The 23,920-nt window shown below is 72.1% G+C and carries 25 protein-coding genes; 8 read left to right on the top strand and 17 right to left on the bottom strand.

Features of this window, described 5'->3' with window-relative positions; all coding sequences use genetic code 11:
- The first annotated feature begins 2 nt into the window (after window positions 1-2).
- Window positions 3-899, top strand: a complete 897-nt coding sequence (locus ACIRSS_RS28510) for a DNA-3-methyladenine glycosylase family protein (RefSeq protein WP_400900174.1) — start codon at window positions 3-5, stop codon at window positions 897-899.
- A 181-nt stretch (window positions 900-1,080) separates the two neighbouring features.
- On the opposite strand, the gene ACIRSS_RS28505 is transcribed toward ACIRSS_RS28510, so the two are convergent.
- The 7 genes from ACIRSS_RS28505 to ACIRSS_RS28475 are packed head-to-tail and all read right to left on the bottom strand — an operon-like array spanning window position 1,081 to window position 5,814.
- A complete protein-coding gene (locus tag ACIRSS_RS28505) occupies window positions 1,081-1,389 on the bottom strand; it encodes a hypothetical protein (protein WP_400900172.1) in 309 nt (102 codons plus the stop codon).
- A 2-nt stretch (window positions 1,390-1,391) separates the two neighbouring features.
- Window positions 1,392-1,757: a GntR family transcriptional regulator gene (locus ACIRSS_RS28500; protein WP_400900170.1), complete on the bottom strand. Its 366-nt coding sequence runs from the start codon at window positions 1,755-1,757 to the stop codon at window positions 1,392-1,394.
- Window positions 1,754-2,170: a hypothetical protein gene (locus tag ACIRSS_RS28495; protein WP_400900168.1), complete on the bottom strand. Its 417-nt coding sequence runs from the start codon at window positions 2,168-2,170 to the stop codon at window positions 1,754-1,756. Before ACIRSS_RS28495 ends, ACIRSS_RS28500 begins: the two co-directional genes overlap by 4 nt.
- A 27-nt stretch (window positions 2,171-2,197) precedes the next feature.
- Window positions 2,198-2,749 carry an NUDIX hydrolase gene (locus ACIRSS_RS28490; protein ID WP_400900166.1) on the bottom strand — a complete coding sequence of 184 codons (552 nt, stop codon included), beginning with the start codon at window positions 2,747-2,749 and terminating at the stop codon, window positions 2,198-2,200.
- Entirely contained in the window at window positions 2,746-4,140 is a 1,395-nt protein-coding gene (locus ACIRSS_RS28485) for a coenzyme F420-0:L-glutamate ligase (protein WP_400900164.1), read from the bottom strand. The genes ACIRSS_RS28490 and ACIRSS_RS28485 overlap by 4 nt, the downstream gene beginning before the upstream one ends.
- Window positions 4,076-5,065 (bottom strand): 2-phospho-L-lactate transferase, encoded by a 990-nt coding sequence (gene cofD / locus ACIRSS_RS28480; RefSeq protein ID WP_400900162.1) that lies wholly within the window; start codon window positions 5,063-5,065, stop codon window positions 4,076-4,078. The genes ACIRSS_RS28485 and cofD overlap by 65 nt, the downstream gene beginning before the upstream one ends.
- Window positions 5,062-5,814: a GNAT family N-acetyltransferase gene (locus tag ACIRSS_RS28475; RefSeq protein ID WP_400900160.1), complete on the bottom strand. Its 753-nt coding sequence runs from the start codon at window positions 5,812-5,814 to the stop codon at window positions 5,062-5,064. Before ACIRSS_RS28475 ends, cofD begins: the two co-directional genes overlap by 4 nt.
- Window positions 5,815-5,875: 61 nt before the next feature.
- Here ACIRSS_RS28475 and ACIRSS_RS28470 point away from each other — a divergent pair, with 61 nt between their 5' ends.
- The 3 genes from ACIRSS_RS28470 to dapC all read left to right on the top strand — a co-directional run bounded on the left by ACIRSS_RS28470 (window position 5,876) and on the right by dapC (window position 7,567).
- Complete coding sequence (locus ACIRSS_RS28470) at window positions 5,876-6,049, top strand: hypothetical protein (protein ID WP_400900158.1); 174 nt, start codon at window positions 5,876-5,878, stop codon at window positions 6,047-6,049.
- A gap of 109 nt (window positions 6,050-6,158) precedes the next feature.
- Window positions 6,159-6,479, top strand: a complete 321-nt coding sequence (gene fdxA / locus ACIRSS_RS28465) for a ferredoxin (RefSeq protein ID WP_003083029.1) — start codon at window positions 6,159-6,161, stop codon at window positions 6,477-6,479.
- Window positions 6,476-7,567 carry a succinyldiaminopimelate transaminase gene (dapC, locus tag ACIRSS_RS28460; protein WP_400900157.1) on the top strand — a complete coding sequence of 364 codons (1,092 nt, stop codon included), beginning with the start codon at window positions 6,476-6,478 and terminating at the stop codon, window positions 7,565-7,567. Before fdxA ends, dapC begins: the two co-directional genes overlap by 4 nt.
- Window positions 7,568-7,571: 4 nt before the next feature.
- Here dapC and ACIRSS_RS28455 read toward each other — a convergent pair whose 3' ends face one another.
- Window positions 7,572-8,738: an LLM class flavin-dependent oxidoreductase gene (locus tag ACIRSS_RS28455; protein WP_400900156.1), complete on the bottom strand. Its 1,167-nt coding sequence runs from the start codon at window positions 8,736-8,738 to the stop codon at window positions 7,572-7,574.
- A 92-nt stretch (window positions 8,739-8,830) separates the two neighbouring features.
- Entirely contained in the window at window positions 8,831-9,478 is a 648-nt protein-coding gene (locus tag ACIRSS_RS28450; protein ID WP_400900155.1) for a TetR/AcrR family transcriptional regulator, read from the bottom strand.
- A 44-nt stretch (window positions 9,479-9,522) separates the two neighbouring features.
- Between ACIRSS_RS28450 and ACIRSS_RS28445 the strand changes: the two genes are divergently transcribed.
- Window positions 9,523-10,932: an FAD-dependent monooxygenase gene (locus ACIRSS_RS28445; protein ID WP_400900153.1), complete on the top strand. Its 1,410-nt coding sequence runs from the start codon at window positions 9,523-9,525 to the stop codon at window positions 10,930-10,932.
- 210 nt (window positions 10,933-11,142) lie between these two features.
- Here the strand turns inward: ACIRSS_RS28445 and ACIRSS_RS28440 are convergent, their stop codons facing one another.
- The 3 genes from ACIRSS_RS28440 to ACIRSS_RS28430 are packed head-to-tail and all read right to left on the bottom strand — an operon-like array spanning window position 11,143 to window position 13,520.
- Complete coding sequence (locus tag ACIRSS_RS28440; RefSeq protein WP_400900151.1) at window positions 11,143-12,072, bottom strand: CHAD domain-containing protein; 930 nt, start codon at window positions 12,070-12,072, stop codon at window positions 11,143-11,145.
- Between the two features lie 28 nt (window positions 12,073-12,100).
- On the bottom strand, window positions 12,101-13,084 hold the full coding sequence (dapD, locus tag ACIRSS_RS28435) for a 2,3,4,5-tetrahydropyridine-2,6-dicarboxylate N-succinyltransferase (RefSeq protein ID WP_400900149.1): 984 nt from the start codon (window positions 13,082-13,084) through the stop codon (window positions 12,101-12,103).
- A 28-nt stretch (window positions 13,085-13,112) separates the two neighbouring features.
- The gene (locus ACIRSS_RS28430; RefSeq protein ID WP_400901887.1) at window positions 13,113-13,520 is read right to left on the bottom strand and encodes a hypothetical protein; all 408 of its coding nucleotides are present in this window, start codon (window positions 13,518-13,520) and stop codon (window positions 13,113-13,115) included.
- A 44-nt stretch (window positions 13,521-13,564) separates the two neighbouring features.
- Between ACIRSS_RS28430 and dapE the strand changes: the two genes are divergently transcribed.
- Window positions 13,565-14,635, top strand: a complete 1,071-nt coding sequence (gene dapE / locus ACIRSS_RS28425; protein WP_400900147.1) for a succinyl-diaminopimelate desuccinylase — start codon at window positions 13,565-13,567, stop codon at window positions 14,633-14,635.
- A gap of 93 nt (window positions 14,636-14,728) precedes the next feature.
- Here dapE and ACIRSS_RS28420 read toward each other — a convergent pair whose 3' ends face one another.
- Complete coding sequence (locus ACIRSS_RS28420) at window positions 14,729-14,917, bottom strand: hypothetical protein (protein ID WP_400900145.1); 189 nt, start codon at window positions 14,915-14,917, stop codon at window positions 14,729-14,731.
- Between the two features lie 178 nt (window positions 14,918-15,095).
- On the opposite strand from ACIRSS_RS28420, the gene ACIRSS_RS28415 reads away from it, so the two are divergent.
- Both ACIRSS_RS28415 and ACIRSS_RS28410 read left to right on the top strand, forming a co-directional pair.
- Window positions 15,096-15,893, top strand: coding sequence for a DUF3152 domain-containing protein (locus ACIRSS_RS28415; RefSeq protein ID WP_400900143.1), 798 nt, complete (start codon window positions 15,096-15,098; stop codon window positions 15,891-15,893).
- 9 nt (window positions 15,894-15,902) lie between these two features.
- A complete protein-coding gene (locus tag ACIRSS_RS28410; RefSeq protein WP_400900141.1) occupies window positions 15,903-17,006 on the top strand; it encodes an NADAR family protein in 1,104 nt (367 codons plus the stop codon).
- A gap of 51 nt (window positions 17,007-17,057) precedes the next feature.
- On the opposite strand, the gene ACIRSS_RS28405 is transcribed toward ACIRSS_RS28410, so the two are convergent.
- From ACIRSS_RS28405 to ACIRSS_RS28390, 4 genes are all read right to left on the bottom strand, one after another.
- On the bottom strand, window positions 17,058-18,110 hold the full coding sequence (locus ACIRSS_RS28405; protein WP_400900139.1) for a chitinase: 1,053 nt from the start codon (window positions 18,108-18,110) through the stop codon (window positions 17,058-17,060).
- Window positions 18,111-18,244: 134 nt separating this feature from the next.
- Window positions 18,245-19,849, bottom strand: coding sequence for a M28 family peptidase (locus tag ACIRSS_RS28400; RefSeq protein WP_400900137.1), 1,605 nt, complete (start codon window positions 19,847-19,849; stop codon window positions 18,245-18,247).
- Window positions 19,850-19,934: 85 nt separating this feature from the next.
- Complete coding sequence (locus ACIRSS_RS28395; RefSeq protein WP_400900135.1) at window positions 19,935-22,199, bottom strand: M4 family metallopeptidase; 2,265 nt, start codon at window positions 22,197-22,199, stop codon at window positions 19,935-19,937.
- 304 nt (window positions 22,200-22,503) lie between these two features.
- The gene (locus tag ACIRSS_RS28390) at window positions 22,504-23,769 is read right to left on the bottom strand and encodes a helix-turn-helix domain-containing protein (protein WP_400900133.1); all 1,266 of its coding nucleotides are present in this window, start codon (window positions 23,767-23,769) and stop codon (window positions 22,504-22,506) included.
- Window positions 23,770-23,920: the final 151 nt, after the last annotated feature.

The raw sequence follows: 23,920 nt of genomic DNA, 5'->3' as shown, positions 1-23,920 counted from the left end.
CGATGTTCTGGCGTCCCGCTTTCGAGGTCGACTTGGGCAGTGTCCTGAGTCCGCTGAAGCGCGGGCGCGGGTCGCTCAACATCCTGACCGACGAGCGCGGGATCACGTGGCTGGCGTCGAACACGCCGGACGGCCCGGGCACGCTGGCGCTGCGCAGGTTGACCGACGGCCGCGTCGAGGCGGCGGCCTGGGGCGACGGCGCGGACCGGCTGCTCACCGGCGTCCCGGCGCTGCTGGGAGCGGACGACGACGATTCGGAGTTCGTCGCTCACCACGACGTCGTCGCGCGCGCCCGGCGGGAGAACCCGGGGCTGCGGCTGGGCGCGACGGGCGTGGTGTGGGACTGGCTGGTGCTGGCGGTGCTGGAGCAGAAGGTGACCGGCAAGGAGGCGATCCGGTCGTGGGCCGAGCTGTGCCGCCGGTTCGGCGCGCCGGCGCCCGGGCCGGGGCCGGAGCGGCTGCGCGTGCCGCCGACGCCGGTGGCGCTGCGGTCGTTGCCGGACTGGCACTGGCACCGCGCGGGCGTCGACATCAAGCGCCGCACGGCGTTGCTGAACGCGGCGCGGGTGGCTGGTCATCTGGAGCGGGCGGTGGAGCTGCGCGGGCTGGCGGGCCGGCACCTGCTGCGGAACGTCCCGGGCATCGGGGTGTGGACGGCGGCGGAGGTGGCGCAGCGCGCCTGGGGCGACCCGGACGCGGTCAGCTTCGGCGACTACAACATCCCATCGATGGTCGGGAACGCGGTGCTGGGCGCGAAACTCGACGACGCGGGAATGGCGGAGGTGCTGGCACCGTATGCGCCACAGCGGCAGCGAGCGGTGCGGTACTTGGAGGCGGCGGGTCATCGGCGGCCGCGGTTCGGACCGAGGATCGAGCTGCGCGACTACCGCGCGATGTGATCAAGCCGAAGTGCTGCGGTGGCTTGCCCGAAGCAGGCCGCGGTGGCTGGAAGCGGGATGTGCGAAGGCGGCCGCGCATCGAGCTTTCGCCGGGCAGGCCGTCTCTGCCGCGGGTGCTCGCTGCCGCTGGGCGGCGGAGCCATGGCCGGCAAGGTCCTTGGTGCCGCCGGGCGCGGGAGGCTTACTGCTGCGGGGGATAGCCGCCCTGCTGGGGCGGGAAGCCTTGCTGGGGCGGGTAACCCGGCTGCTGCCCCGGGTAGCCCTGCTGGGGCGGATAGCCCGGCTGCTGCCCCGGATACCCCTGCTGAGGCGGATACCCCGGCGGGAGCTGCTGGCCCGGATAACCCTGCTGCGGCGGGTAACCCGGGTAATGCTGCGGCGGGTACGGCGGCTGCTTCGGCTTGTTCACATTGATCACCACGACCACCAGCGTCACGATCAGTGCGACCGGCACCAGGATGATCAGCAGCGTCAGGACGCTCAGCCCCACGGTCAGCCCTTTCCTTCGTCGAGCGCCGCGCGGATGATCGCCAGCGCCTCGGTGTCGTCCAGGCCGAGCTTGCGGGTGAGGTCCGCGTAGCCGGCCGCCGCCTGCTGGGCTCGGCGGCGGCTCTGGTCGCCCGCCGCCGCGACGAAGCTGCCCGCGCGGCCACGTGTCTCGATCAGGCCCGCCTCCTCCAGCTCGCGGTACGCGCGGGCCACCGTGTTCGGCGCGATGCCCAGCTCGGCCGCAAGGGCGCGGACCGTGGGCAGCTTCGTGCCGACCGGCAGGCTCCGGTCGTTGATCCGCGTCGCGAGCCCGGACCGCACCTGTTCGAACGGCGGGACCGGCGAAGCGCTGTCGAAGGAGATGATCACCAGCTCTGCGGACCCGCTCCCGGACCAGGCGGCCGTTGCCCGTACTGCCCCTGCGGAACCGGCTGCGACGGCGGGAAGCCCGGCTGCTGCGGAACCGGTTGCGACGGCGGGAACCCGGCCTGCGGCGCGGGGAACCCGCCCGACCCCGGCTGCGGCGGGAACCCACCCGGCGGCGGGGCGAATCCCTGCTGCGGGGCAAACCCCTGCTGCGGCGGGAAGTTCTGCTGCGGCGGGAACTGCCCGCCCTGCTTCATCGCCTCTTCGCGGCGCATCTTCGACACCCGCACCACCACGACGATCACGAACACGATGATCGCGAGGATCAGCAGGCCGACGACGATGTAGCCGAACACCCCGCTGCCGCCGCCCCCTCCCGAGTGGAAGTGCACGCGCTGCGGAAACTGCGTAGCCATGTGGTCCCTCCCTGTCCACACCCCAGGCTAGTGCCCGGCACCGACAGGAACGGCCGCTTTCACCAGATCGGCGAGATCCTCCGACCCCGCCGGCAGCGCGTCCACCGGCCACCACCGCAGGTCGTCGGACTCGTCGCTGCGCACCGGCGAAGCCCCCGCCGGGGCGTGCACCGCGAACCGGACGTCGAAGTGCCGCGTCGGCACGCCCAGCGAGCACGTGATCGGGTGGACGTCCAGGTGCACCGGCTCGGCGGAGATCCGCAGCCCCTCGATGCCGGACTCCTCGGTGGCCTCCCGCAGCGCGGCGCCGGCCAGCGTGCCGTCACCGGATTCGCAGTGGCCGCCGAGCTGCAGCCACCGGCCGACCCGGGGGTGCAGCGTCAGCAGCACCTGCGTCCCCGTGTGGTCCAGGACCACGGCCGAGGCGGTGATGTGCCCGGCCCGGCACTCCCGTTCGCAGCAGTCCGACCGGGCGAGCAGGAAGCCGAGGAAGGCCTGGCGCAGCGATTCTTGCGCGGGGGTGCCGGGACGCCAGTCGTCGAGCGTGAGGTAGGCGTCGGCGTGCAGGTTCGGGATCACAGCTCCAGCAGCCCCTCTCCGGGCGTGATCGGCCCGCGCGGGCCGGGATCCGACGCCGGGACGCCGATCGCGACCGAACCCAGCGGCTGCCACCGCTCGTCGAGGCCCAGGACGTCCCGGACGATATCGGCGGCGAAGATCGTCGACCCGATCCAGCACGAGCCGAGCCCTTCGGCCGCCAGCGACACCAGCAAGCCCTGCACCGCGGCGCCGCCGGCGACGGTGAACATCGTCTTCTCGCAGTCGTTGCGGCGCTCGTCGCGGTAGGTGTGCGCGCCGTCCGGGACCAGGAACGGGATGACGACTTCCGGGGCCCGGTAAAGGATGTCGCCCCGGCTGAGCCGCTTCGCGATCTGCTCCGGGGTGAACTCGTCGCGTTCCAGGTCGGCCCGCCACGACTCGCGCATCGCGTCGAGCAGCTTGTGCCGCAGGCCGGGATCGCGCAGCCAGACGAACCGCACCGGGTGCGTGTGGTGCGGCGCGGGCGCGGTCAGCGCGGACGCCACCGCCCGGCGCATCGCGGCCGGGTCGACCGGTTCGTCCGCGAACTGCCGGACCGAGCGCCGCGACGGGACGGCCGCCCGCCGCCCCTGTTCGATGGCCTCGTTCGTGCCCAGCCGGAAGAGGTCCTCGTCCAGCGGGCGGACCAGGTCGCGGGCGGTCGAGCCGTCGTCCTCCAGGAAGAGCCCGCGGACGACGGCGACCGGCGTCCCGCCGAGCTTGCCCTTGACCAGGTCGGCGGCCGCGGCCAGCTCGTCGGCGATCGCGACCTCGGTGACGGCCAGCTCGTTGCCCTGCCCGTCGACCTCGCCGCGGTAGGCGTGCAGCACGCGCAGCCCGGACGAGCCGATCGCGGCGTCGGTCTGCCCGACCCGCCACGCGCGCCCCATCGTGTCCGTGACGACCACGGCGACCTCGACGCCGAGCCGCTCGCGCAGCCCGTTGCGCAGCGCCAGCGCCGACGCGTCCGGGTCGGCGGGCAGCAGCGCGACCTCGTCGCCCTCGACGTTCGACGCGTCGATGCCCGACGCCGCCTGCACGATCCCCAGGTGGTTCTGGGTGATCACCGTGCGCGCGATCCGCGCGACCACCCGGATGGCTTCGCGCTCGACGAGCTTCCGGCGCTCGGCGTCGCGGACCTCGGGGTCGGCGGGCACCTTGACGAGCCGGCCCTCGGCCTTCGAGACGATCTTGCTGGTCACGACCAGGACGTCCCCCGACCGCAGCCACGGCGCGGCCTTGACGATCGCGCCGGTCAGGTCGTCGCCGGGGCGGAACTCCGGCAGCCCGGTGACGGGCATGATCTCCAGCTTGGGGGAAGCGTGGTCAGTCAACGGGGGCTCCCGCCAGTTCCAGGGCGGCGCGGGCCATCGCCGCGGTCGCGTCCACATCGGACATCAGCAGCGGCACGTCCCGGACGGTCACGCCCGGCACGTCCGCCGTTTCGCCTTCGGCGATCAGCCAGCCGTCGAGCACGCCACCGTCCTTGCGCGAGCCGTAGTGCCGGCCCACCGCTTCCGCCGACGTCTCGACGCCGATCGCGGTCAGGCACGCGTCGGCCATCCCGCGCAGCGCCTTCCCGCCGATGATCGGCGACACCCCGACCACGCCGGCGGACGTCTTGCGCAGCGCGTCCCGGACCCCGGGCACGCCGAGCACGGTCCCGACCGAGACCACCGGGTTCGACGGCGCGAACAGCACGGCGTCGGCCCCGGAGATGGCGTCGAGCACGCCCGGCGCCGGCTTGGCCTCGTCGGCCCCGACCGCGACGATCGAGTGGGCCTTCGGCTCGGCGCGGTAGCGCACCCACCACTCCTGGAAGTGCACGGCCTTCTGCTGGCCGTCCTGCTCCGGGTCGTCGATCACGACGTGCGTCTCGACGCGGTCGTCGGACATCGGCAGCAGCCGGACGCCGGGCTGCCAGCGGTCGCACAGGGCCTCGGTCACCGCCGAGAGCGGGTAGCCCGCGCGCAGCATCCGCGACCGGATGAGGTGGGTGGCGATGTCCTTGTCGCCGAGGCCGAACCACGTCGGCTCGGCGCCGTAGGCGGCCAGCTCCTCCTTGACGACCCAGGTCTCGTCCGAGTGCCCCCAGCCGCGGTCTTTGTCGATCCCGCCGCCCAGGGTGTACATGCAGGTGTCCAGGTCGGGGCAGATCCGCAACCCGTGCATCCAGACGTCGTCGCCGGTGTTGACCAGCGCTGTCACCTCGTGCTCGGACTCGGAGGCACCTTCCGGTGCCATGCCCAGCGCTGCCTTGACACCCAGCAGGAAGCGGGCCCCGCCCACTCCGCCGACCACTACCACGATCTTCACGACGTCGAATCCTCGCACGAGCCGGGTGCGGGCACCCAGTACCGGTATCTGTGGTGCGGGGCGTAGCCGAGCCCCGCGTAGAGCGCGAGAGCGCCCGCGTTCCCCTCCGCCACCTGCAACACCGCGTGGTCCGCCCCGTGTTCCGCGCCCCAGGTGTGCAGGGCGCCCATCAGCGCTTTCGCGAGCCCGCGGCGGCGGAAGGCCGGGTCGACTTCGAGGCGGCCGACGTGCAGCCAGCCGTCGATTAGGGCGCCGCGCACCACGCCGGCGGTGGCGCCGTCGAGCGTCGCGACGCCGTAGCCGACCTTCCCGCCGGTCAGGACGCTCCGGGCGGCCGGGTTGTCCTCGCCGGGCCCGAGCGTCAGCGCCCACCACTCCGGCGTCGGCTCGTCGTGCACCTCGACGCCGCCGGCCGGGGACGTGCCGGTCAGCGGGGTGGTGAGCACGACGACCTCGTGGCCGCGGTGGTGGCGCGTCGCCTGGAACCAGCCCTCGGCGACGACCGCGCGCTCGTTCGGGCTGTCGCGGATCACCTGCACCATCGGCTGGATCCCCCGATCGTGGGCGAAGTCACACACCGCGCGCAGGGCGTCCGGGATCGGCCGGCCGGGGTCGCCGACCGCGAGCGCGCTGTTCGCGCGGCCCGTGAAGCCCCCTGCCCAGCGCAATCGCCAGTCGTTGAGGGGTTCCTCGACCAGTGGCGGCCATGCTCTGCTGCAGACGATTTCCAGCGCCTCGGGTGCGTTCACGACTAGATTGTGACCGAGGCAGTGACCGGCGCGGAGCGGATTTCCCGAGGAGGAGGTGGCCGTGGGCATCCAGCGCAAGGACGAGCGGCACAACGAGAAGCTCGTCGACGAGATCTCCGAGGGGTTCAACCGGGCCGTGGGGGAGAAGGAGACGGAGGACGAAGCTCCGAAACCCCGCTTCGTCATCACCGGCGACGCCCGGGCCACCCCGCCCCCGCGCCGTCGGCAGAGGTGAGCGCCATACCCCGGGTATGGCTAAGGCTTGCCTCACCAACCGAACGGGTGGCCGAACCGCGTAGTGTCGGCCACGACTGGCTGTTTGCAGAGAAAAGCAGGAGTGCGCAGTGACCTACGTGATCGCCGAGCCCTGCGTCGACGTGCTCGACAAGGCGTGTATCGACGAGTGCCCCGTGGACTGCATCTACGAGGGCGAGCGGATGCTGTACATCCACCCGGACGAGTGCGTCGACTGCGGCGCCTGCGAGCCGGTCTGCCCGGTCGAGGCGATCTACTACGAGGACGACGTCCCGGACAACTGGTCGGACTACACCAAGGCCAACGTCGACTTCTTCGACGAGCTGGGCTCGCCCGGCGGCGCGTCCAAGGTGGGCAAGACCGCGCACGACCCGGCGTTCATCAAGGCGCTGCCCCCGCAGGGCGAATGAGCCCGGTCGCGCTGCCCGACTTCCCCTGGGATTCGCTCGCCGAGGTCAAGGCCACGGCGAGCGCGCACCCCGGCGGGGTGGTCGACCTCTCCATCGGCACGCCGGTCGACCCGGTCCCGGCCGGCATCCGCGACGCGCTCGCGTCGGTCTCGGAGATCCCGGGCTACCCGACCACGCACGGCATCCCGGCCCTGCGCGCGGCGGCCATCGCCGCCCTCGGCCGCCGGCACGGCGTGACCGGTATCGAGGCGGACGCCGTGCTGCCGACGATCGGGTCGAAGGAGGCCGTGGCCTGGCTGCCGCGCCTGCTCGGCTTCGGCCCGGGCGACCTGGTGGTCATCCCGGAGCTGGCCTACCCGACGTACGAGGTCGGGGCGCTCTTGGCGGGCGCGTCGATCCTGCGCGCCGACAGCACGGTCGCGCTCGGCCCGCAGAAGCCGGCCATGATCTGGCTGAACTCGCCGTCCAACCCGACCGGTCGCGTGCTCCCGGTGGAGCACCTGCGCAAGGTGGTCGAGTGGGCGCGCGAGCGCGACGTCGTGGTGGTGTCCGACGAGTGCTACCTGGCGCTCGGCTGGGAGACCGAACCGCTGTCGATCCTGCACCCGGACGTCTCCGGCGGCCGCACCGACGGCCTGATCGCGGTGCACTCGCTGTCGAAGTCGGCGAACCTGGCCAGCTACCGCGCCGGTTTCCTGACCGGTGACCCGCGGCTGGTCAAGCAGCTGCTCGACGTCCGCAAGCACGCGGGCATGATCGTGCCGCGCCCGGTCCAGGAGGCGATGGTCGCCGCCCTGACCGACGACGAGGCGTTGGCCGCCCAGCGCGAGCGGTACGCCCGGCGCCGGCTGTCGCTGCGGAAAGCGTTGCAGGACAACGGCTTCCGCATCGACCACTCCGAGGCGGGCCTGTACCTGTGGGCGACGCGCGACGAGGACGCCTCGGCGACGGTCGCATGGCTGGCCGACCGCGGGATCCTGGTGGCGCCGGGGACGTTCTACGGCCCGAAGGGCGGCAAGCACGTCCGGGTCGCCTTGACCGCGACCGACGAGCGCGTCGACGCGGCCGTGGAGCGCCTGTCCGCCTGAGCGGTCAGCCGGCCAGCCGGAGCGGCTTCTTCGTCGCGGCGAAGAGGCCGGGCGCGACGTCCTGGGCCATCGCGGCCGCGGACTCCCAGGCCAGCTCGTGCGCCGTGCCCACGCCGCCGCAGAAGAGCATGAACCGCGAAAGCCCGGCCGCGCGCAGGGCGGTCAGCTTGTCCCGGACCGTCTCGACCGACCCCACGAGGGCGAACGGGTTCTCGAGGTAGGCCTCGGCCGGGGCTTCGAGGACCGCGCGCAGCCCCGTTTCCTCCCGGTCGGCCAGCGCTTCCAGCGACGTTTCCCCGGGTGCGCCGCCGGCCACGCGGGAAAGGTGTCCGGCCGAAGCTTCGATGTGCCGGACAAAGCCGTCGCGGACCATTCCGGCCGCTTTCCGGTCGGTCTCGGCGATCACCGTGAAGCAGCTCACCGCGACGTTCGCCATCGTCAGGTCGTGGCCGTTTTCCCCGCCGATTTCCAGGTAGCGGCGCAACCGCGGCAGCTTTTTCGCGATGCTCATCGGCGCCATGCCGCCGGCCGTCGGCGTGATGTTCAAGCCGGTGAACACGCCCCAGCCGCGCCGGGCCGCGGCGGCCAGGGAGCCGTCGCTGGTCGCCGCCACCCAGAGCGGCACGCGGGGCTGCGCCGGCCGCGGCCAGGCGGTGACCTTCGCGGTCTCGACGCCGGGGGTGAACGCGGCCGTGGCGGGGGTGAGGTCGGCCCGGGCCACGGGGTGGTCGTAGCCGTTGAGCACGCCGTCGATGAGATCGACCGCGTGCTCGTGGGCGGCGCGGTCGCCGTGCCGGCCGAGGCCCACTTCGAGCCGTCCGCCGGAGAGCACGTCGATCATGGCGAACTGCTCGGCGAGCTGGACCGGGTGGTGCAGCAGGGGCAGGTTGACGCCGGAGAGGATCCGCACGCGGCTGGTCCGGGCGGCGATCGCGGCCATCAGGATGTTCGGGTGCGGGCACGGCGAAGACGGCCCGAAGTGCTCCGGCAGGCTGACGGCGGCGTAACCCAGCCGTTCCGCTTCTTCGCAGTGCGAGAGGTAGTTTTCATACAGCCGGACGCCGAGCGCGGGGTCCCATTCTTCGGGCGCGCGCGATCCCGGCGGGCTGTAGGTCAGGTTGTCCCAGTAGACGAACTTGACGATTTCCGGGTTTTCGCTGAACGCGCTCATGCGACGGTTTCCCCTCGATTTCCGGAATCGGATGTCCCCCCATTGTCCCGGCCGCGCGGGATCGGTCATCCTCCGTCGTGCCCCGAACGCGGTCAGTAGTCCCGGCCCGTGAAGCCCCGGTAGACGAACCGGGTGAGCGCCTCGACCGCCTCTTCGTCGGTCGGCGGGGTCCACCCGGCCGGCGGCGAGCCGAGCAGCCACATCTGCGCGAAGCTGTCGACCAGCTGGTACATCATCGCGATCGAGAGCTCCGTGCTCGCCGGCAACCGGAGCCCGGCGGCCGTCACGTGCGCGAGGTGGCCGTCCAGGTCCGCGCCCTGGGTCGCGCCGAAGCTCGCCAGCGTCCGGGCGAACGCCTCGTTCACCATCGACGCCTGGCGCAGCGCCTGCATCGTCGCCGCGTGTTCCTTGTAGAAGTCCCAGTACTGGGCCACGTGCCAGCGCACGGCCGCCGGGTCGCTGAAGTCCGAGAGGTGGTCTTCGGAGGTCGCGCTCTCGTCGCTGGACGCCGCGATGTCGGCCAGGAGCGCCTCGAGCAGCTCTTCCTTGCCCGCGAAGTGGTTGTAGAACGACCCCGCGGCCCGGCCCGCTTCGGCGGTGATGTCCGTGATCTTGGTGTTCAGGTAGCCCTTGCGCGCGAACACGCGCCGGGCGGCCGCCTTCAGCGCGGCCTCGGTCTCCGCGGCCTTCTCCTTGCGGTTCACCGGCACCTCCTTGACGCGGGACGCTAGCAGTGTCATCCTGAATTCAGATTCACTGAATTATGGTTCACTGGGAGGACGACATGGACACACGGGTGCTGATCGCGGGGGCCGGACCGACCGGGCTGACGCTGGCCATCGAGCTGGCGCGGCGCGACGTCGCCGTGCGGATCATCGACAAGGCCGAGACGTTCTTCGCCGGCTCGCGCGGCGACGGGCTCCAGCCGCGGACCCTGGAGGTCTTCGAGGACCTCGGCGTGCTGGACGCGGTGCTGGCGCAGGGGGCCGCGCCGGTGCCGATGCGGATCCACGTCGGCGGCGAGGTCGTCGGCGAGCGGATGGTGTTCGACGTGGTCGACCCGACGCCGGACCGGCCGTACACCACCGGCTGGTTCCTCGGCCAGTCGCAGACCGAGGGCATCCTGCGCGACCGGCTGGCCGAGTTCGGCGTCCGCGTCGAACCGGCGACCGCGTTGACCGGCTTCGAGCAGGACGCCGACGGCGTCACGGCCACGCTGAGCACGGGGGAGACCGTCCGGGCGGAGTACCTCGTCGGCGCCGACGGCGGCAAGAGCTTCGTGCGCAAGGCGCTGGGGATCGCGTTCGAGGGCACCACCGACGAGTCGATCCGGATGCTGCTCGGCGACGTCCACGCCGAAGGCCTCGACCGCGGCTACGGGCACTGGTTCGGCGCGCCGGACGACCCGATGCGCGGCATGATGTTCAGCCCGCTGCCGGGCACGCCGTGGTTCCAGTTCGGCTCACCGCTGGGCGACGGCGACCTCGACACCGAGACGGCGCTGCCGGCGATCCAGGCACGTCTCGACGCGCTGAGCGGCGGCGGGATCACGCTGTCGGACCTGGCGTGGTCGACGGTGTGGCGGCCGAACGTCCGGCTGGCCGCGCGGTTCCGCGACGGCCGCGTCTTCCTGGCCGGCGACTCCGCGCACGTCCACCCGCCGACCGGCGGCCAGGGCCTGAACACGGGCGTCCAGGACGCCTACAACCTGGGCTGGAAGCTCGCGGACGGCTCGCCCGAGCTGCTCGACAGCTACGAGGCCGAGCGCCGGACGGTGGCGGCGCGGGTGCTCGGGGTCTCGACCGGGCTGATGCAGAAGTACGTCGACGGCGACGAGGACGCCCACCGCCGCGGCGAAGAGACGCAGCAGCTGGACATCAGCTACCGCGGCGGCCCGCTGTCCCCGGCCGGCGACGGCGCGCTGCGGCCGGGCGACCGCGCGCCCGACTCACCGCTGACCGACGCGAACGGCAAGCGAGTCCGGTTGTTCGAGCTGTTCCGCGGCCCGCACGCGACGCGCCTGGTCTTCGGCGACGGGCCGGCGGAGGGGTACCGGATCCTGCCGGCGGGGAGCGTCGCGACGGGCACGGATCTGGTCGACGACGGCGGCCACGCGTACGCGGCTTACGACGTGAAACCGGGTGCCGAGGTGCTGGTCCGCCCGGACGGTTACGTCTGGTCGATCACGGCCTGAGGCGCCTCGCCCGAACTTTCGGATGGGCAGGTCGGCTTGGGCGGCCGGGCGGTGGCGACTGCGGCCCCGGGCGGTGCGGCAGGTCGTGCGGGCCTCTCGGCGCGGCGGATCGGCTCGGGTCAGGCGTGCAGGGCCTTCGCGGCGGCGTCGATCGCGGCCCGGCAGTGTGGCAGGTCGTGCGGGCCTCTCGGCGCGGCGGACTGGCTCGGGTCAGGCGTGCAGGGCCTTCGCGGCCGCGTCGACCTTGGCCCACGCGTCTCGCCAAGCCGCGCGGGCCTCGGTGCGGCGGGCCAGCTCGCGCTCGGCGATGCGGCCGGCGACGAACCCCATCTCGCCGTCCGCCGTCGCCAGGACCGTGCGCATCCGCTCGGCCGCGATCACCGCGTCCTGGTGGTCGCCCAGCACCGTCTGGAAGTCCTTCGTCGCCTTGATCAGCTTCTTGATCCGCTTCGCGCGCTTCTTCTTCGCCGACGTCTGGGCCAGCTCCGCCGCGTACCGGAGCTTCTTGCCGTGGATGCGCAGCGCGTGCAGGTCGTCGTCCGGCGGGTCCGCCGGCAGCGCGCGGACCGCCTTGGCCAGCTTGCGGTGCGGTTTCGCCAGCCCCGTCACCAGGTCGTGCGGCTCGGCGGGCGCCACTCCGGACGACCGGGTAAGCAGGCTGACCTCCTGCAGCAACGTCGAATACCGCGCGCTCGACAGCGCCCGCGTCAGCCGCCGCTTGGCCGCCGCGCGCTCGGTGACGAACCGGGACACCAGCCGGCGGCCGGCCGGCTGGTCGCGGACCTCGAAGTCGGCGATGACCTCGCGCAGGTGCCCGATCAGGACGTCGTGGTCGCGCACCTCGCCGAGCGACTGCCCGAGCCAGCCCAGCTCCGCGCGCACCGGCTCGGCGCCGTCCCCGACCAGCTCACCCGACAGCTTCAGCACGCTGCGCATCCGCCGCAGCGCGACGCGCATCTGGTGCAGGTCCTCGGGGTCGGCGCCGGAGCGCGTCCCGGCTTCGTGCGCGAGCAGGGCGCGGATCTCCCGGTCGAGCTTCGCGCGCACGTGGTGGACCGCCGGGTCGGCCGGGCCCACCTCGACCGGGAGCTCCGGCAGGCCCAGCTCCGCCGGGGTTCGAGGCAACGATTCGGTGGTCACCTCATGAATACTAAGTGAACGAACAGCCTCAGTCGTTCGCGTGCAGCATCGAGTTCAGCTCGACGCCGGAGCCGGTCCGCGGCACGACCTCGACCGCGCCGGTCGCCGAGTTGCGGCGGAAGACCGCGCCCGTGATGCCGTTGAGCTCGCGGGCCTTCACGACCTTGCCCTCGACGACGACCTTCGTCCCCGCCGTGACGTACAGGCCGGCCTCGACGACCGTGTCGTCGCCCAGCGAGATCCCGACGCCGCCGTTCGCGCCGATCAGGCAGCGCTCGCCCAGCGAGATCGTCTCCTTGCCACCGCCCGAGAGCGTGCCCATGATCGACGCGCCGCCGCCGACGTCCGAGCCGTCGCCGACGACCACGCCGGCCGAGATCCGGCCCTCGACCATCGACGCGCCGAGCGTGCCGGCGTTGAAGTTCACGAAGCCCTCGTGCATCACGGTCGTGCCGGACGCCAGGTGCGCGCCGAGCCGGACGCGGTCGGCGTCGCCGATCCGGACGCCGGACGGCAGGACGTAGTCGACCATCCGCGGGAACTTGTCGACGCTGTAGACGGTGACCGCGCCGCGCGAGCGCAGGCGCAGCCGGGTCGTCTCGAAGCCTTCGACCGGGCACGGGCCGTGGTTGGTCCACACGACGTTGGCCAGCAGGCCGAACATGCCGTCGAGGTTCTGGCCGTGCGGGCGGACCAGCCGGTGCGAGAGCAGGTGCAGCCGCAGGTACATGTCGTGGGTGTCCGCGGGCGCGTCGGCGAGCTTGCCGATCGTCGTGCGGACGGCGACGACCTCGACCCCGCGGTCGGTGTCCGGGCCGAGCAGCGCCGCGGCGGCTTCGCCGAGCAGCTCGGTGGCCTCTTCCGCGCTCAGGCGCTCGGTCCCGGGCGTGCCGCCTTCGGTCAGCTTCGGGTGCGGGTACCAGGTGTCGAGGACCGTCCCGTCGGTCGCGACGGTGGCCAGCCCGACGCCGCTGGCGCCGGTCGTTTCGGGGTTCGGGCTCTGCTCGCTCACGCCCGACACGGTAGTCGAGTGACGCGGATCAACCACTCGTGGGCCGCGCGTCTACCTGCTTCTTCAGGTCCCCGAGCGCGCCGGCGATGTCGACGAGCGCCTGCGTGCACGGGCCGCCCGGGTCGGGGACGGTCGTGCAGCCCGCGCTCCGGAAGGCCTTCACGGCGGTGTCGAGCTTGTCCGCTTCGGCGACCAGCTGCGGGTCGCGGTCGTTCGCGCGCTTGCGGGCCGAGCCGGGGACGTTGCCGACCTCCGTGACGTACTTCTCACAGCCCTTCGGCAGCTGGGTGCGCGGGCTCGCGTAGCACTGGTCGACGGTCAGCGCGTCGAGCTTCGTCGGGAGCGCGTCCGGGCCCGGCTCGCCGCCCTGCTTGGGCGTCGGACCCGCTTCGCCGCCGCAGCCGGACAGGACCAGGACCAGCACCGCGCCGCCCACGGCGACTCCGAACGTACGCACACCCTCACGGTAGCGTGCCGGGCATGAGCCTCGACCTGCACGCCGACCCCGTCGACCTGACCGCCGCGCTCGTGGACACCTTCAGCGTGTCGGGCGCGGAGGCCGAGATCGCGGCGGCGGTGCAGAAAGCGCTTCAGGAGCAGGCATCCCACCTCGAGGTGGTCCGCAACGGCGACGCCGTGCTCGCGCGCACGAACCTCGGCCGCGCTTCGCGGGTCGTGCTCGCCGGGCACCTGGACACCGTGCCGGAGAACGGCAACCTGCCTTCGCGGCGCGAAGGCAGTGGCGACGACGAGGTCCTGCACGGCCTCGGCACGGTCGACATGAAGGGCGGCGACGCGGTCTTCCTGCACCTCGCGGCGACGCTGGCCGAGCCCAAGCACGACGTCACGTTCATCTTCTACGACAACGAAGAGGTCGAAGCGGTCAAGAACGGCCTCGGCCGGATCGAGCGCGAGCTGCCGGAGTGGCTGGCGGGCGACCTGGCGATCGTCGGCGAGCCGTCGAACGGCGTGATCGAGGCCGGCTGCCAGGGCACGATGCGCGTCGAGCTGCGGCTGTCCGGCAAGCGCGCGCACACGGCGCGGGCGTGGATGGGGGAGAACGCGATCCACGCGCTGGCCGAGCCCCTGCGGCGGCTGGCGGAGTACGCGCCACGGATCGTCGACATCGACGGGCTGACCTACCGCGAAGGCCTCCAGGCGACGTCGATCGGCGGCGGGGTGGCGGGCAACGTGGTCCCGGACGCGGCGGTGCTGACGGTCAACTTCCGCTTCGCCCCCGACCGTTCGCCGGCAGCGGCCGAGCGCCACCTGCGCGAGGTGTTCGACGGGTACGAACTGTCCGTTGTGGACCTTTCCCCGGGAGCCCTGCCGGGCTTGTCGGCCCCAGCGGCGGCGGAGCTGGTGACGGCGGCGGGCGGCCGCGCGGCGGCCAAGCTGGGCTGGACGGACGTGGCGCGCTTCGCGGCGTTGGGCATGCCGGCGGTCAACTTCGGCCCGGGCAACCCGACCTTGGCGCACACGAAGCAGGAGAACGTGCGGACGGCGGAGATCCGGCAGGTGGCCGAGGTGCTGCGCAAGTTCCTCAGCTGAATGAGTTCTCAGGCCGACGACGTGATCGTGTCGCACTTGAAGGCGGCTTGCATGAACCGCTGAAACGCGACGACAGGTTTCCGAGCAGTTCGGCTAGGGCTTCTGCGCGGGAACGTCACCTCCTGAAAGGTTCGAGAGCATGTTCACCCTGGGCTTGTGGACTTCGTACTTCTTTTCGTGAAGCCGTTCCGCGAGATCGCGTACTCGCTGGGCGTTCAGCTCGGACTGCCGGACGGACTTCGACGTCCTGCCCGCGATGATCGCCGCGGCGACAGCAGCCACGACTGTTGACCTGAGATCCGGAGCCGCTCCCTCGCTCGACCGGTGGATGCACGTCAAGTGGTCCTCGTCACACTGACCGCTCCTGAACTGCGGTGACGCTGCGCCATCGAGCGTCACCGCAACTTTTCGCCGCCGCGGGCCGTATTCCCCGGTGAAAGCCGCGCATCCGGGAGGACCCATGCCGAAAACCGCCAGGCGGGCCGCCGTCGTCGGCGTGCTCGTGCTGGCCGTGGCCGGGGTGCTCACCGCCTGTGAACAGCAGCCCGTCGCCGCGCCCGCGGCCGGGCCCGTGCTCACCGACATCGGGGATGCCACCGCGCTTCCGCCGCCGCCCGCCGAAAAGCCGCAGCAGCCGGTGACCCAGGCCGCGCAGCAGATCAGCTTCCCGCGCACCGGCTCGGGCCAGTGGATGTTCACCCCCGGCAGCGCCGAAGTGGCCGGCACGCAGGGCAAGCTCATGCGGTACCGGATCGCCCTGGAAACCGACATCGACGGCGTCGGGCCCGCCGCGTTCGCCAAGGCCATCCGCGGCATCCTCGGCGACCCGCGCGGCTGGACCGGCGGCGGCGAGTGGCGGCTGCAGCAGGTCGGCCCGGACGACGACGCCGACTTCACCATCTACCTGGCCACCCCCGCCAGCCGCGACAAGCTGTGCGGCGGCTCCCCGGACGGCTACACCTCCTGCCGCAACGGCAGCAACGTCGTGCTCAACGTCGCCCGCTGGGCCAACGCCGTCCCTAACTACGGGGCCCCGCTCGACGTCTACCGCCAGTACATGGTCACCCACGAGACCGGGCACCGGCTCGGCCACGGCCACGAGCTGTGCCCGGGCGCGGGCCGGCCGGCGCCGGTGATGGAACAGCAGACGCTCGGGCTGCACGGCTGCGTCCCGAACCCGTGGCCGTTCCCGAACGGCAAGTCCTACGCCGGCCCGTCAGGCGAGTACGACGACCCCATTCCGGCGGGCGACTCCTAGGCTTGCCGCATGCCGGACACCACTCCGACCTGGCGCCCCGTCGAGGGCGACGTCGTTCAGGGGCGGCAACGCCTGATCTTCGTCCGCGAACACGACAGGTGCATCCTGACCACTCTCGCCGTCTACGCCGACGGCGTCGTCGCCTGGCCGTGGGAGACGACCGACTTCGACGGCCTTCGCACCGCATTCGCCGACGGCACCCTGACCCTGACCCCACCCGAGGACGCGCGGGTCATCGTGAACGGCACCGCCGCCGGCACCGCGCGGCTGGAGTCCTGGTTGACGCCCGAACTCCTCATCGCGGACCTCTCCGACGAGGTGGATCGGCTCAACGACCGGCCGGATTCCTCCGGGCGCTGCCGGGACGCACTGGTCGCGTACGCCGCCGAGCCGAGCCCCACCAACCTGGAGATCGTCCGCGAGCGGTACCACGCGGTGCCCGAACACCGGCGGATCTACCTGCTCGGTGACATGGACCAGAACGACGTGCCGGTGCGGATCCTGCTTGCCGGAGTGGGCGAGACGATCCCCGCCCGCCACCCGGACCGCACGATCACCGTGACGCCGGAGAAGCAGGAGTGGGCGCTGGAGTACTTCCGCCGCGGCGAGCGCGATGTCGCCGAGTCGCGGCAGCGGAACGCGGCGGACGGGCCGGAGACACCGGGCGCGATCCCGCTGCGGATCGACGTCGGGGTCTACCCGACCGGCTGGCCGGAGCCACCGGGCCCCGAGGTGTTGCAGATCGACTACCCGGCACCGGTTGTGCACGACGGCCGGGAGTACCGGACGGTCATGCACGCTTACTGGGCGCTGTCCACCGACGACGCCGCCTGGCACGATCGGATCGCCGCCGTCGAGCTCGGCCGCGAAGCCCGGATCCTCGCCGAGCGGGCACCCCGCCGGGGCGGCTGGTCCGCGGTGCGGCTCGGGGTGATGGCCGCGCTCCTGCGGGACAAGTTCGACCGGCATCCGGCGATGGCACGGTGCCTGACGGAAACCGGCGACGCCCGGCTGCTCTACGGCGATTGGGGGTCGCGGTACTGGAGCTCCGGCGGCGCCAACTGGGTGGGGCGCCTGCTGGAGCTGGTGCGGTCGGAACTAGCGGGACGCTGATCGGGACCACCGGCCCGGAACGAGTCCGGGCCGGTGCTCGGGTGGTGCGGATCAGCGGCCCTGCAACGACTTCACGTTGTTGCCGAACGTCCAGCCCTTCGAGCCGTCCCAGTTGATGGACCAGTCCATCAGGCCCTTCAGTCCCGGAACCGACCGCCACGCCTGGGAAACCAGGCTCGGCGACATATAACCTCCGCCCGCGCCGGGCTGCGCCGGCAGGCCCGGGACCTGCTTGTCGTACGGCACGCGGATCGTCGTGCCCTGCACGACCAGGCCGTTGTTCAGGCACTGCGTCTGCACGGTGAAGCCCTGCACGGTCCCGGCCTGGTACGAATCGCCGGAGCAGCCGTACATCGACCCGTTGTAGTACTGCATGTTCAGCCACCACAGGCGGCCGTTGTCCGCGTACTTCTTGATGATCGGCAGGTACGCGCCCCAGATCGAGCCGTACGTGATGCTGCCGCCGGTCACGTACGCCGTCTCCGGCGCCATCGTCAGCCCGAAGCCCGCCGGCATCTGGGCGAGCACGCCGTCGATGATCCGGATCAGGTTCGACTGCGACGCCGACAGCGTCTTGATGTTGCCGCTGCCGGTCAGCCCGGTCTCGATGTCGATGTCGATCCCGTCGAAGTTGTACTGCTTCAGGATCGGCACGACCGTGGCGACGAACTTGTCGGCCACCGCTGACGACGACAGGTCGATCCCGGCCGCCGCGCCGCCGATCGACAGCAGGATCGTCGCGCCCGCGGCCTTCGCCGCGCACATCTCGGCCGGCGTCGACACCTTGACCCCGGCGTCCATCCCGTTCTCCCACAACACGGTCCCGTCGGACCGGATCACCGGGAAGGCGGCGTTGAGGACGTTGTAGCCGTGCTGGGCCATGCGGCTGTCGGTGATCGGCACCCACCCCATGCCGGGGTGGACGCCGTTCGCGGCGCCGTCCCAGTTCTCCCAGTACCCCTGGAGAACTTTGCCGGCGGGCCGCGGTTTCACCGCGCACGTGTCGGCCTGCACCGCCCCCTGCGCGGGGGCCGACACGAGCAGCGGGACGGCCAAAGCCGCTGCCAGAAGGGTTCCGAACAGGCGGTTTCTGCGACCGGACATACCGATTCCCATCGTCGTTGAGGGCGAACGCGGCGTGTCCGATCACGATATGGGCCGCGGGGAACCGGTGACTACCTACGAACGGGTGGTCTAGACAACCTGGGGCGCCCGGCGAAGGGCGCCCCAGGCCGGGGTCAGACGGTCAGCGTCCAGGAGGACAGATATCCGGTGTCGGCCGGGCCGACGTCGCGGATCCGCAGCTGCCAGGCGCCGTTAGCGGCCTCCGAAGAGGCGTTGACGGTGTAGATGGTGTCGAGGTTCGGCGTCGAGTCGCTGCTCGAGTTCTTCAGCCGGTACGCCGTGCCGTCCGGGGCGACGAGGTCGATGACCAGGTCACCGCGGTAGGTGTGGGTGATGTGCACCTCGACCTTGGTGGTGCTGGACGCATTGCGCGCGCAGCCGCCGACGGTCGCGGTGCTGTTCACCGCGGCACCCGGGTAGTCCGGGATGTCGAGGCGCGTCGAGTTGGTCACCGGCGCGCACGAGGACGTCCCGACGCCGAGCGAGAACGACGCCGTGTGGTCGACGCTCGCACCGTCCGCGGTCACGGTGATCGGGAACGTACCCGTCGGCGTCGAAGCCGACGTCGAGATGGTCAGCGTCGAGGAGCCGCCGGAGGAGATCGTCGCCGGGCTGAACGACGCCGTCGCGCCCGCGGGCAGTCCCGAGGCCGACAGCGAGATGGACTGCGCGCTGCCGGACGTCGTCGTGGTGTTCACCGCGACCTGCAGCGACTGTCCCGGTTGGACGGTCCCGGCGGTGGGGTTGAGCGCGACGGAGAAGTCGTTGCCCTGCGTGGTGGCCACGGCGAGCTTCCAGAGCGCGTACCCGATCGCGTCCGAGTTCTTCTCCAGCGGGGTGTCCGGGATGTTGGCCGTCGTGTCGCACGCGCGGTGGTAGCAGTTGTCGAACGGCGAACCCGCGGTGCCGCCCCACTTCTGGGCCTGCGCCGAGCTCTTGATGTCGCCGGCACCGGTGGCCAGCCCGCCGACCGGGATGCCCGCGCTCTTGAAGGACGCGTGGTCGGAACGGCCGTCGCCTTCGCTGTCGCCCTCGGTCTGGATGCCGATGGAGGAGAAGTACTCGTCGAAGATCGCCTTGATGGAAGCGACGTCGTCGTAGACGAAGTAGCCCCAGTTCTTCGAGCCGATCATGTCGAAGTTGAGGTAGGTCTTGATCTTCGTGCGCTCGCTGCTCGGCAGGTTGTTGACGTAGTACTTGGAGCCGACCAGGCCGGACTCCTCGTCGGCCCACCAGGCGAACCGGACGCGCTTGGCCATCGCCGGGTTGGTGCGGGCCAGCGTCAGCGCGGTTTCGAGGATCGACGCGCTGCCGGAGCCGTTGTCGTTGATGCCCGGGCCGGCGCTGACGCTGTCGAGGTGCGCGCCGAGCATGATGACCTGGCTCGCGTCACCCTGCGGCCACTCCGCGATCAGGTTCTGCGACTGGCCGATGCAGCTGGTGCACGTCTGCCGGGTCGTGGTGAAACCCGCGTTCTTGAGCAGGTTCTCCACATAGGACACCGACGCCGCGTACCCGCCGCCACGCGCCGAGCGCGTGCCGCCGTTGTTGTTGGCGATGGTCTGCAGCTGGTTGAGGTGGGTCTTGATGTTGGCCAGGGAGATGTCCGGCGCGGCGAGCGCCGTGGCAGGCGCGGCGGTGGCCGCTGGCGCGCTGACAACGCCCAACACGGCCGCCAGGGCGGTGACCCCGGCGCCGATCTTGCTCTTCCACTTCATGGCGGTGAATTCCTTCGGTGGGGGTTGGGGAGAACGACCGTGAAGGCCGCACCGGGCTGGTGCGGCCTTCACGGGGTGGGGAGTGCTACACGGTCAACGTCCAGGAGGACAGGTAACCGGTGTCGGCGGGGCCGACGTCTCGGATGCGGAGCTGCCACGCGCCGTTCGCGGCTTCCGAAGAAGCGTTCACGGTGTAGGTGGTGTCGATGTTCGGGGTGGAGTCGCTGCTGGAGTTCTTCAGCCGGTAGGCGGTGCCGTCCGGCGCGACCAGGTCGAGGACCAGGTCACCGCGGTAGGTGTGGGTGATGTGCACCTCGACCTTGGTGGTGCTGGACGCGTTGCGCGTGCAGCCGCTGACGGTGCTGGTGCTGCTGACCGCGCTCGCCGGGTAGTCCGGGATGTTCAGCCGCGTCGAGTTGGTCACCGGGGCGCACGACGAGGTGGTCCCGACGGTCAGCGTGTACTGCGCCGTGTGGTCGGTGGTGGTCCCGTCGGCGGTGATCGTGACCGGGAAGCTGCCGGTCGGGGTCGACGACGTCGTCGCGATGGTCAGCGTCGAAGAACCGCCGGACTGGATGGTCGCCGGGCTGAACGTCGCCGTCGCGCCGGCCGGGAGACCGGACGCGGACAGCGTGATCGACTGCGCCGCGCCGGAGGTGATCGCGGTGCTGACCGTGGTGGTGGCCGAGGCACCCGGCTGCACCGAACCCGAAGCCGGGTTCAGCGCCACCGAGTAGTCCGCGCCGCCGCCGCTGCACGACGTCGGCTCACCGGTCGCCGCCGTGACGGAGACGGCGTCCCACGCGGCCTTGGTGGCGTTGTATTCGGTGCAGCTGCCCGGGAAGAGCGCGATCGCGGCTTCGAGGGTCGCCTTGCGGGCGGCCTTGTGGTTCCACGACGAGGTCTTCTTCAGCAGGCCGTTGTAGAAGATCTTGCCGGCCTTCTGGATGCCGACGCCGGTGACGCTGGAGTTGTTGCAGGTCGGGCTGGCCGGCTTGCCGCCACCCGGGTTCGAGCCTTCGGCCAGCAGGTAGAACCAGTGGTTCTGCGGGCCGGCCGCCGCGTGCACCTCGGTGCTCGGGATCGACGACGAGTAGCAGTTCGGGTCGCCGACCTTCGACGGCTGGTACATGTAGCGGATCGGGCCCTGGCCGACCAGGTTGACGCCCTCGCCGACCTCGTAGTCCGGGGTGTCCTTGGCGTTGTTCGCGTACGCCTCGGTCAGCGCGCCGAAGATGTCGCCGGTGGACTCGTTCATGCCGCCGTTCTCGTTGCCGGAACCGGCACCGCCCGGGGTGAACTGGAAGATGCCGTGGCCGAACTCGTGGCCGACGACGTCCATCGAGGTGGCCTGGCGCTGGTTGTCCTGCGAGTGCCCGAAGTGCGTCGACGAGCCGTTCCAGTAGGCGTTGACGTCGGCGAGGCCGACCGAGGCCGGGTAGCCGGTGCCGCTGCCGTTGATGCCGTTGCGGCCGAGCCAGTCGGCGAGCATCTTCCACTCGGTCTGCACGCTGTAGAGGACGTCGACGCAGCCGGTCTCGAGGTCCGTGCCGGAGCCGTTGCCCCAGCTGTTGTCCGGTCCACTGTAGACCGAACCGCCCTCGCGGCCACAGCTGATGCCGGTGCGGCCCGGGTCGCGCAGCGTGTACGTGCTGCCCGACTGCGTGGTGTCGATGGAGACGTTGCCGACGTAGTAGCTGTTGCCGGTGCCGGCCACGTTCACCGTGGCGGGCTGAGCCTGGGTGCGGGCGCCCGAGGCGAACGTCTTGACGTCGTCGCGCTTGTCGAGCACCGCGCCGGTCGCCGCGTCGACGAACACGTGCAGGTTGCTCGGTGCCGTGGCGGTGCGCCCGGCGACGACGACCTCGTACGCGAGCTTCGGGCTCGCCCCGGCCAGCACGACCTTCTCCGGCGTGCTCACACTGTCCACAGTGGGCAGTTGAGCGCGCGCGGTGGCCGCGGCCTTCGCGGCGTCGAGCGCGGCCTGCGTCCCGACGGTGATCGGGGCGGTCTCGGCGGCGCTGGTCCCGCGGACGCGCCCGGCCCCGTCGGCGACGACGACCGCGTCCCCGCCCACGACCCGCAGGCCCTGGTAGGTGCGCTGGTAGGCGCCGTAGAACAGCCCGCCGCCGCCGGCCGTGAGGCCGACGCGCTGGAAGGCTTCGGCGGGACCACGCTTGAGCGCGTCCAGGCCCGAAGCGGCCGCTTGGTCGGCGGCGCGGGCGGCGGCGACGTCCGGGGCGGCGGGCTGGGCCGCCGGGGTCGCGCTCGCCGGGGCCACCGGCAGCGCGAGCGACAAGGCGAGCCCGGCGGCGGCCGCCAAGCCCGTTCTGAACCCACGATGGGTCATCGAGGTCTTCCTTCCACGAAGGATGGTTGTGGTGAAGGAAAAGGGGGACGTGTCCCGGGGATCAACAGCAGGTATGCGTCCGGACGCATCCGAGTAAAGGATCAGCCGTTCCGGGCGTCAATGCGCCGAACGGACCAATGCCGCGTTCCGGATTCACCGGTCAATTCGTACAAACCCCGCCCGTGCTGGGGATTCGCCGTGCGTTCCGCGCCGGAACGACTTTCGTAGGGACTGTCCCGGACACCATCCGAACGCCGGACGATCTCGATCATCGGGAATCCTCAGCGCTGCTCAGGAAAACGATTCAGTCGGCTTCGGCGCCCAGCGCGATCAGCCCGTTCCGCAGCACGTTCGCGGCCTCTTCCTGCTTTCCGGTCTCGCCCAGCAGCTCGCTCAACGGCCGCAAGGCCCGCACCAACACGCCGCGCGCGCCCAGCCCGGTCGCGAGCTCGACCGCCGCCCGCAGGTACTCCGCCGCGCCGCGGGCGTCGCCGCGCGCCCGGGCCAGCGACCCCAGCTGCAGCCGCAGTTCCGCCGCCAGCGGCGTGCCCGCGACGACGGCCGGGCGGACCTGGTCGAGCAACGCCGACGCCGTCTGCAGCCGGCCCGCCGCCAGGTACTCCGCCGCCAGCTCGACGGTGATCGCCGGGACGTCGTCCGGCCACGCCGTCTCCCGCGCCGCGCCGAGGTCGGCCAGCGCGCCCTCGACGTCGCCCGCGCGGCCGCGGACCCGGGCCCGGGCCAGCAGGCAGTGCGCCATCGCCGGGTGCAGCGCCCGTTCCTGCATCAGGTCGTAGGCCGCGGAGATCGACGCGGTCGCGTCGGCGAACCGGTCGGCCGCCAGGTGGCTGCGGCACACCTCGAGGTGGCTGCGGGTCAGCTCGGCCAGCACCGCCGGGCCGCCCCGGGCGAGCCGCAGCGCCGACTCGGCGTACTCCGCGGACCGTTCCAGGTCACCCTGGCGCAGGTGCCGCTCGGCCAGGCACGCCCGCAGCGTCAGCAGCATCGACGGCTGCGGGTACCCGTCGCGCAGCAGCTCCGCGTGGCAGGTTTCCAGCAGGTGCAAGGAATACTGCGCCTCGCCCCAGCCGGACAGCACCGCCGCGCGCAGCGGCACGACCATCGCCCGCACCGGCGGCGGCTCGCCCGACAGCGTCGTCTCGGCCTCCGCGACGTACTTCGTGCGGACGTCGCCGGTCGAGTACCCGGCCAGCCACAGCAGCGCGATCCCCGCCTGCCGCGGCCGGTCGAGGCGTTCGGCTTGACGGCGGATCCGCTGCATCCGCGGGAGCGCGCGGCGGACGTCGCCGGCCAGGAACCGTTCCGCCGTCTCGATGAGCTCGAGGTCGAGCTCGATCAGCTCGCGCGGGGAGCTGCCGCCGAGCAGTTCGTCCGGGTCGATGCCCAGCTGCTGGGCGAAGAACCGCAACGCGTCGCCCGACGGCGTCCGCGCGCCGGTCTCGACCGACGACACGTACGCCGCCGAGTACTGCGGCCCGGCCAGTTCGCGCTGCGTGAGCCCGCGCTCGGTGCGCAGCTCACGCAGGCGTTCGCCGACGCTCTCGCTCACTCGGGCCGCCCTTCCACCGGTTCAGGGTAGGCCGCGGGGGGGGGGGGGGGGGGCCCCCCCCCCCCCCCCCCGGGGCCCCCCCCCCCCCCCGCCCCCCCCCCCCCCCCCCCCCCCCCCCCCCCCGGGGCCGGCCCCCGCGAGCAACACAACC

This window comes from Amycolatopsis sp. NPDC101161 (genome assembly GCF_044768185.1).
Classification (GTDB): domain Bacteria; phylum Actinomycetota; class Actinomycetes; order Mycobacteriales; family Pseudonocardiaceae; genus Amycolatopsis.
Note: the sequence above shows the minus strand (reverse complement) of the source record. Positions and strands in the feature narration are given on the sequence as shown.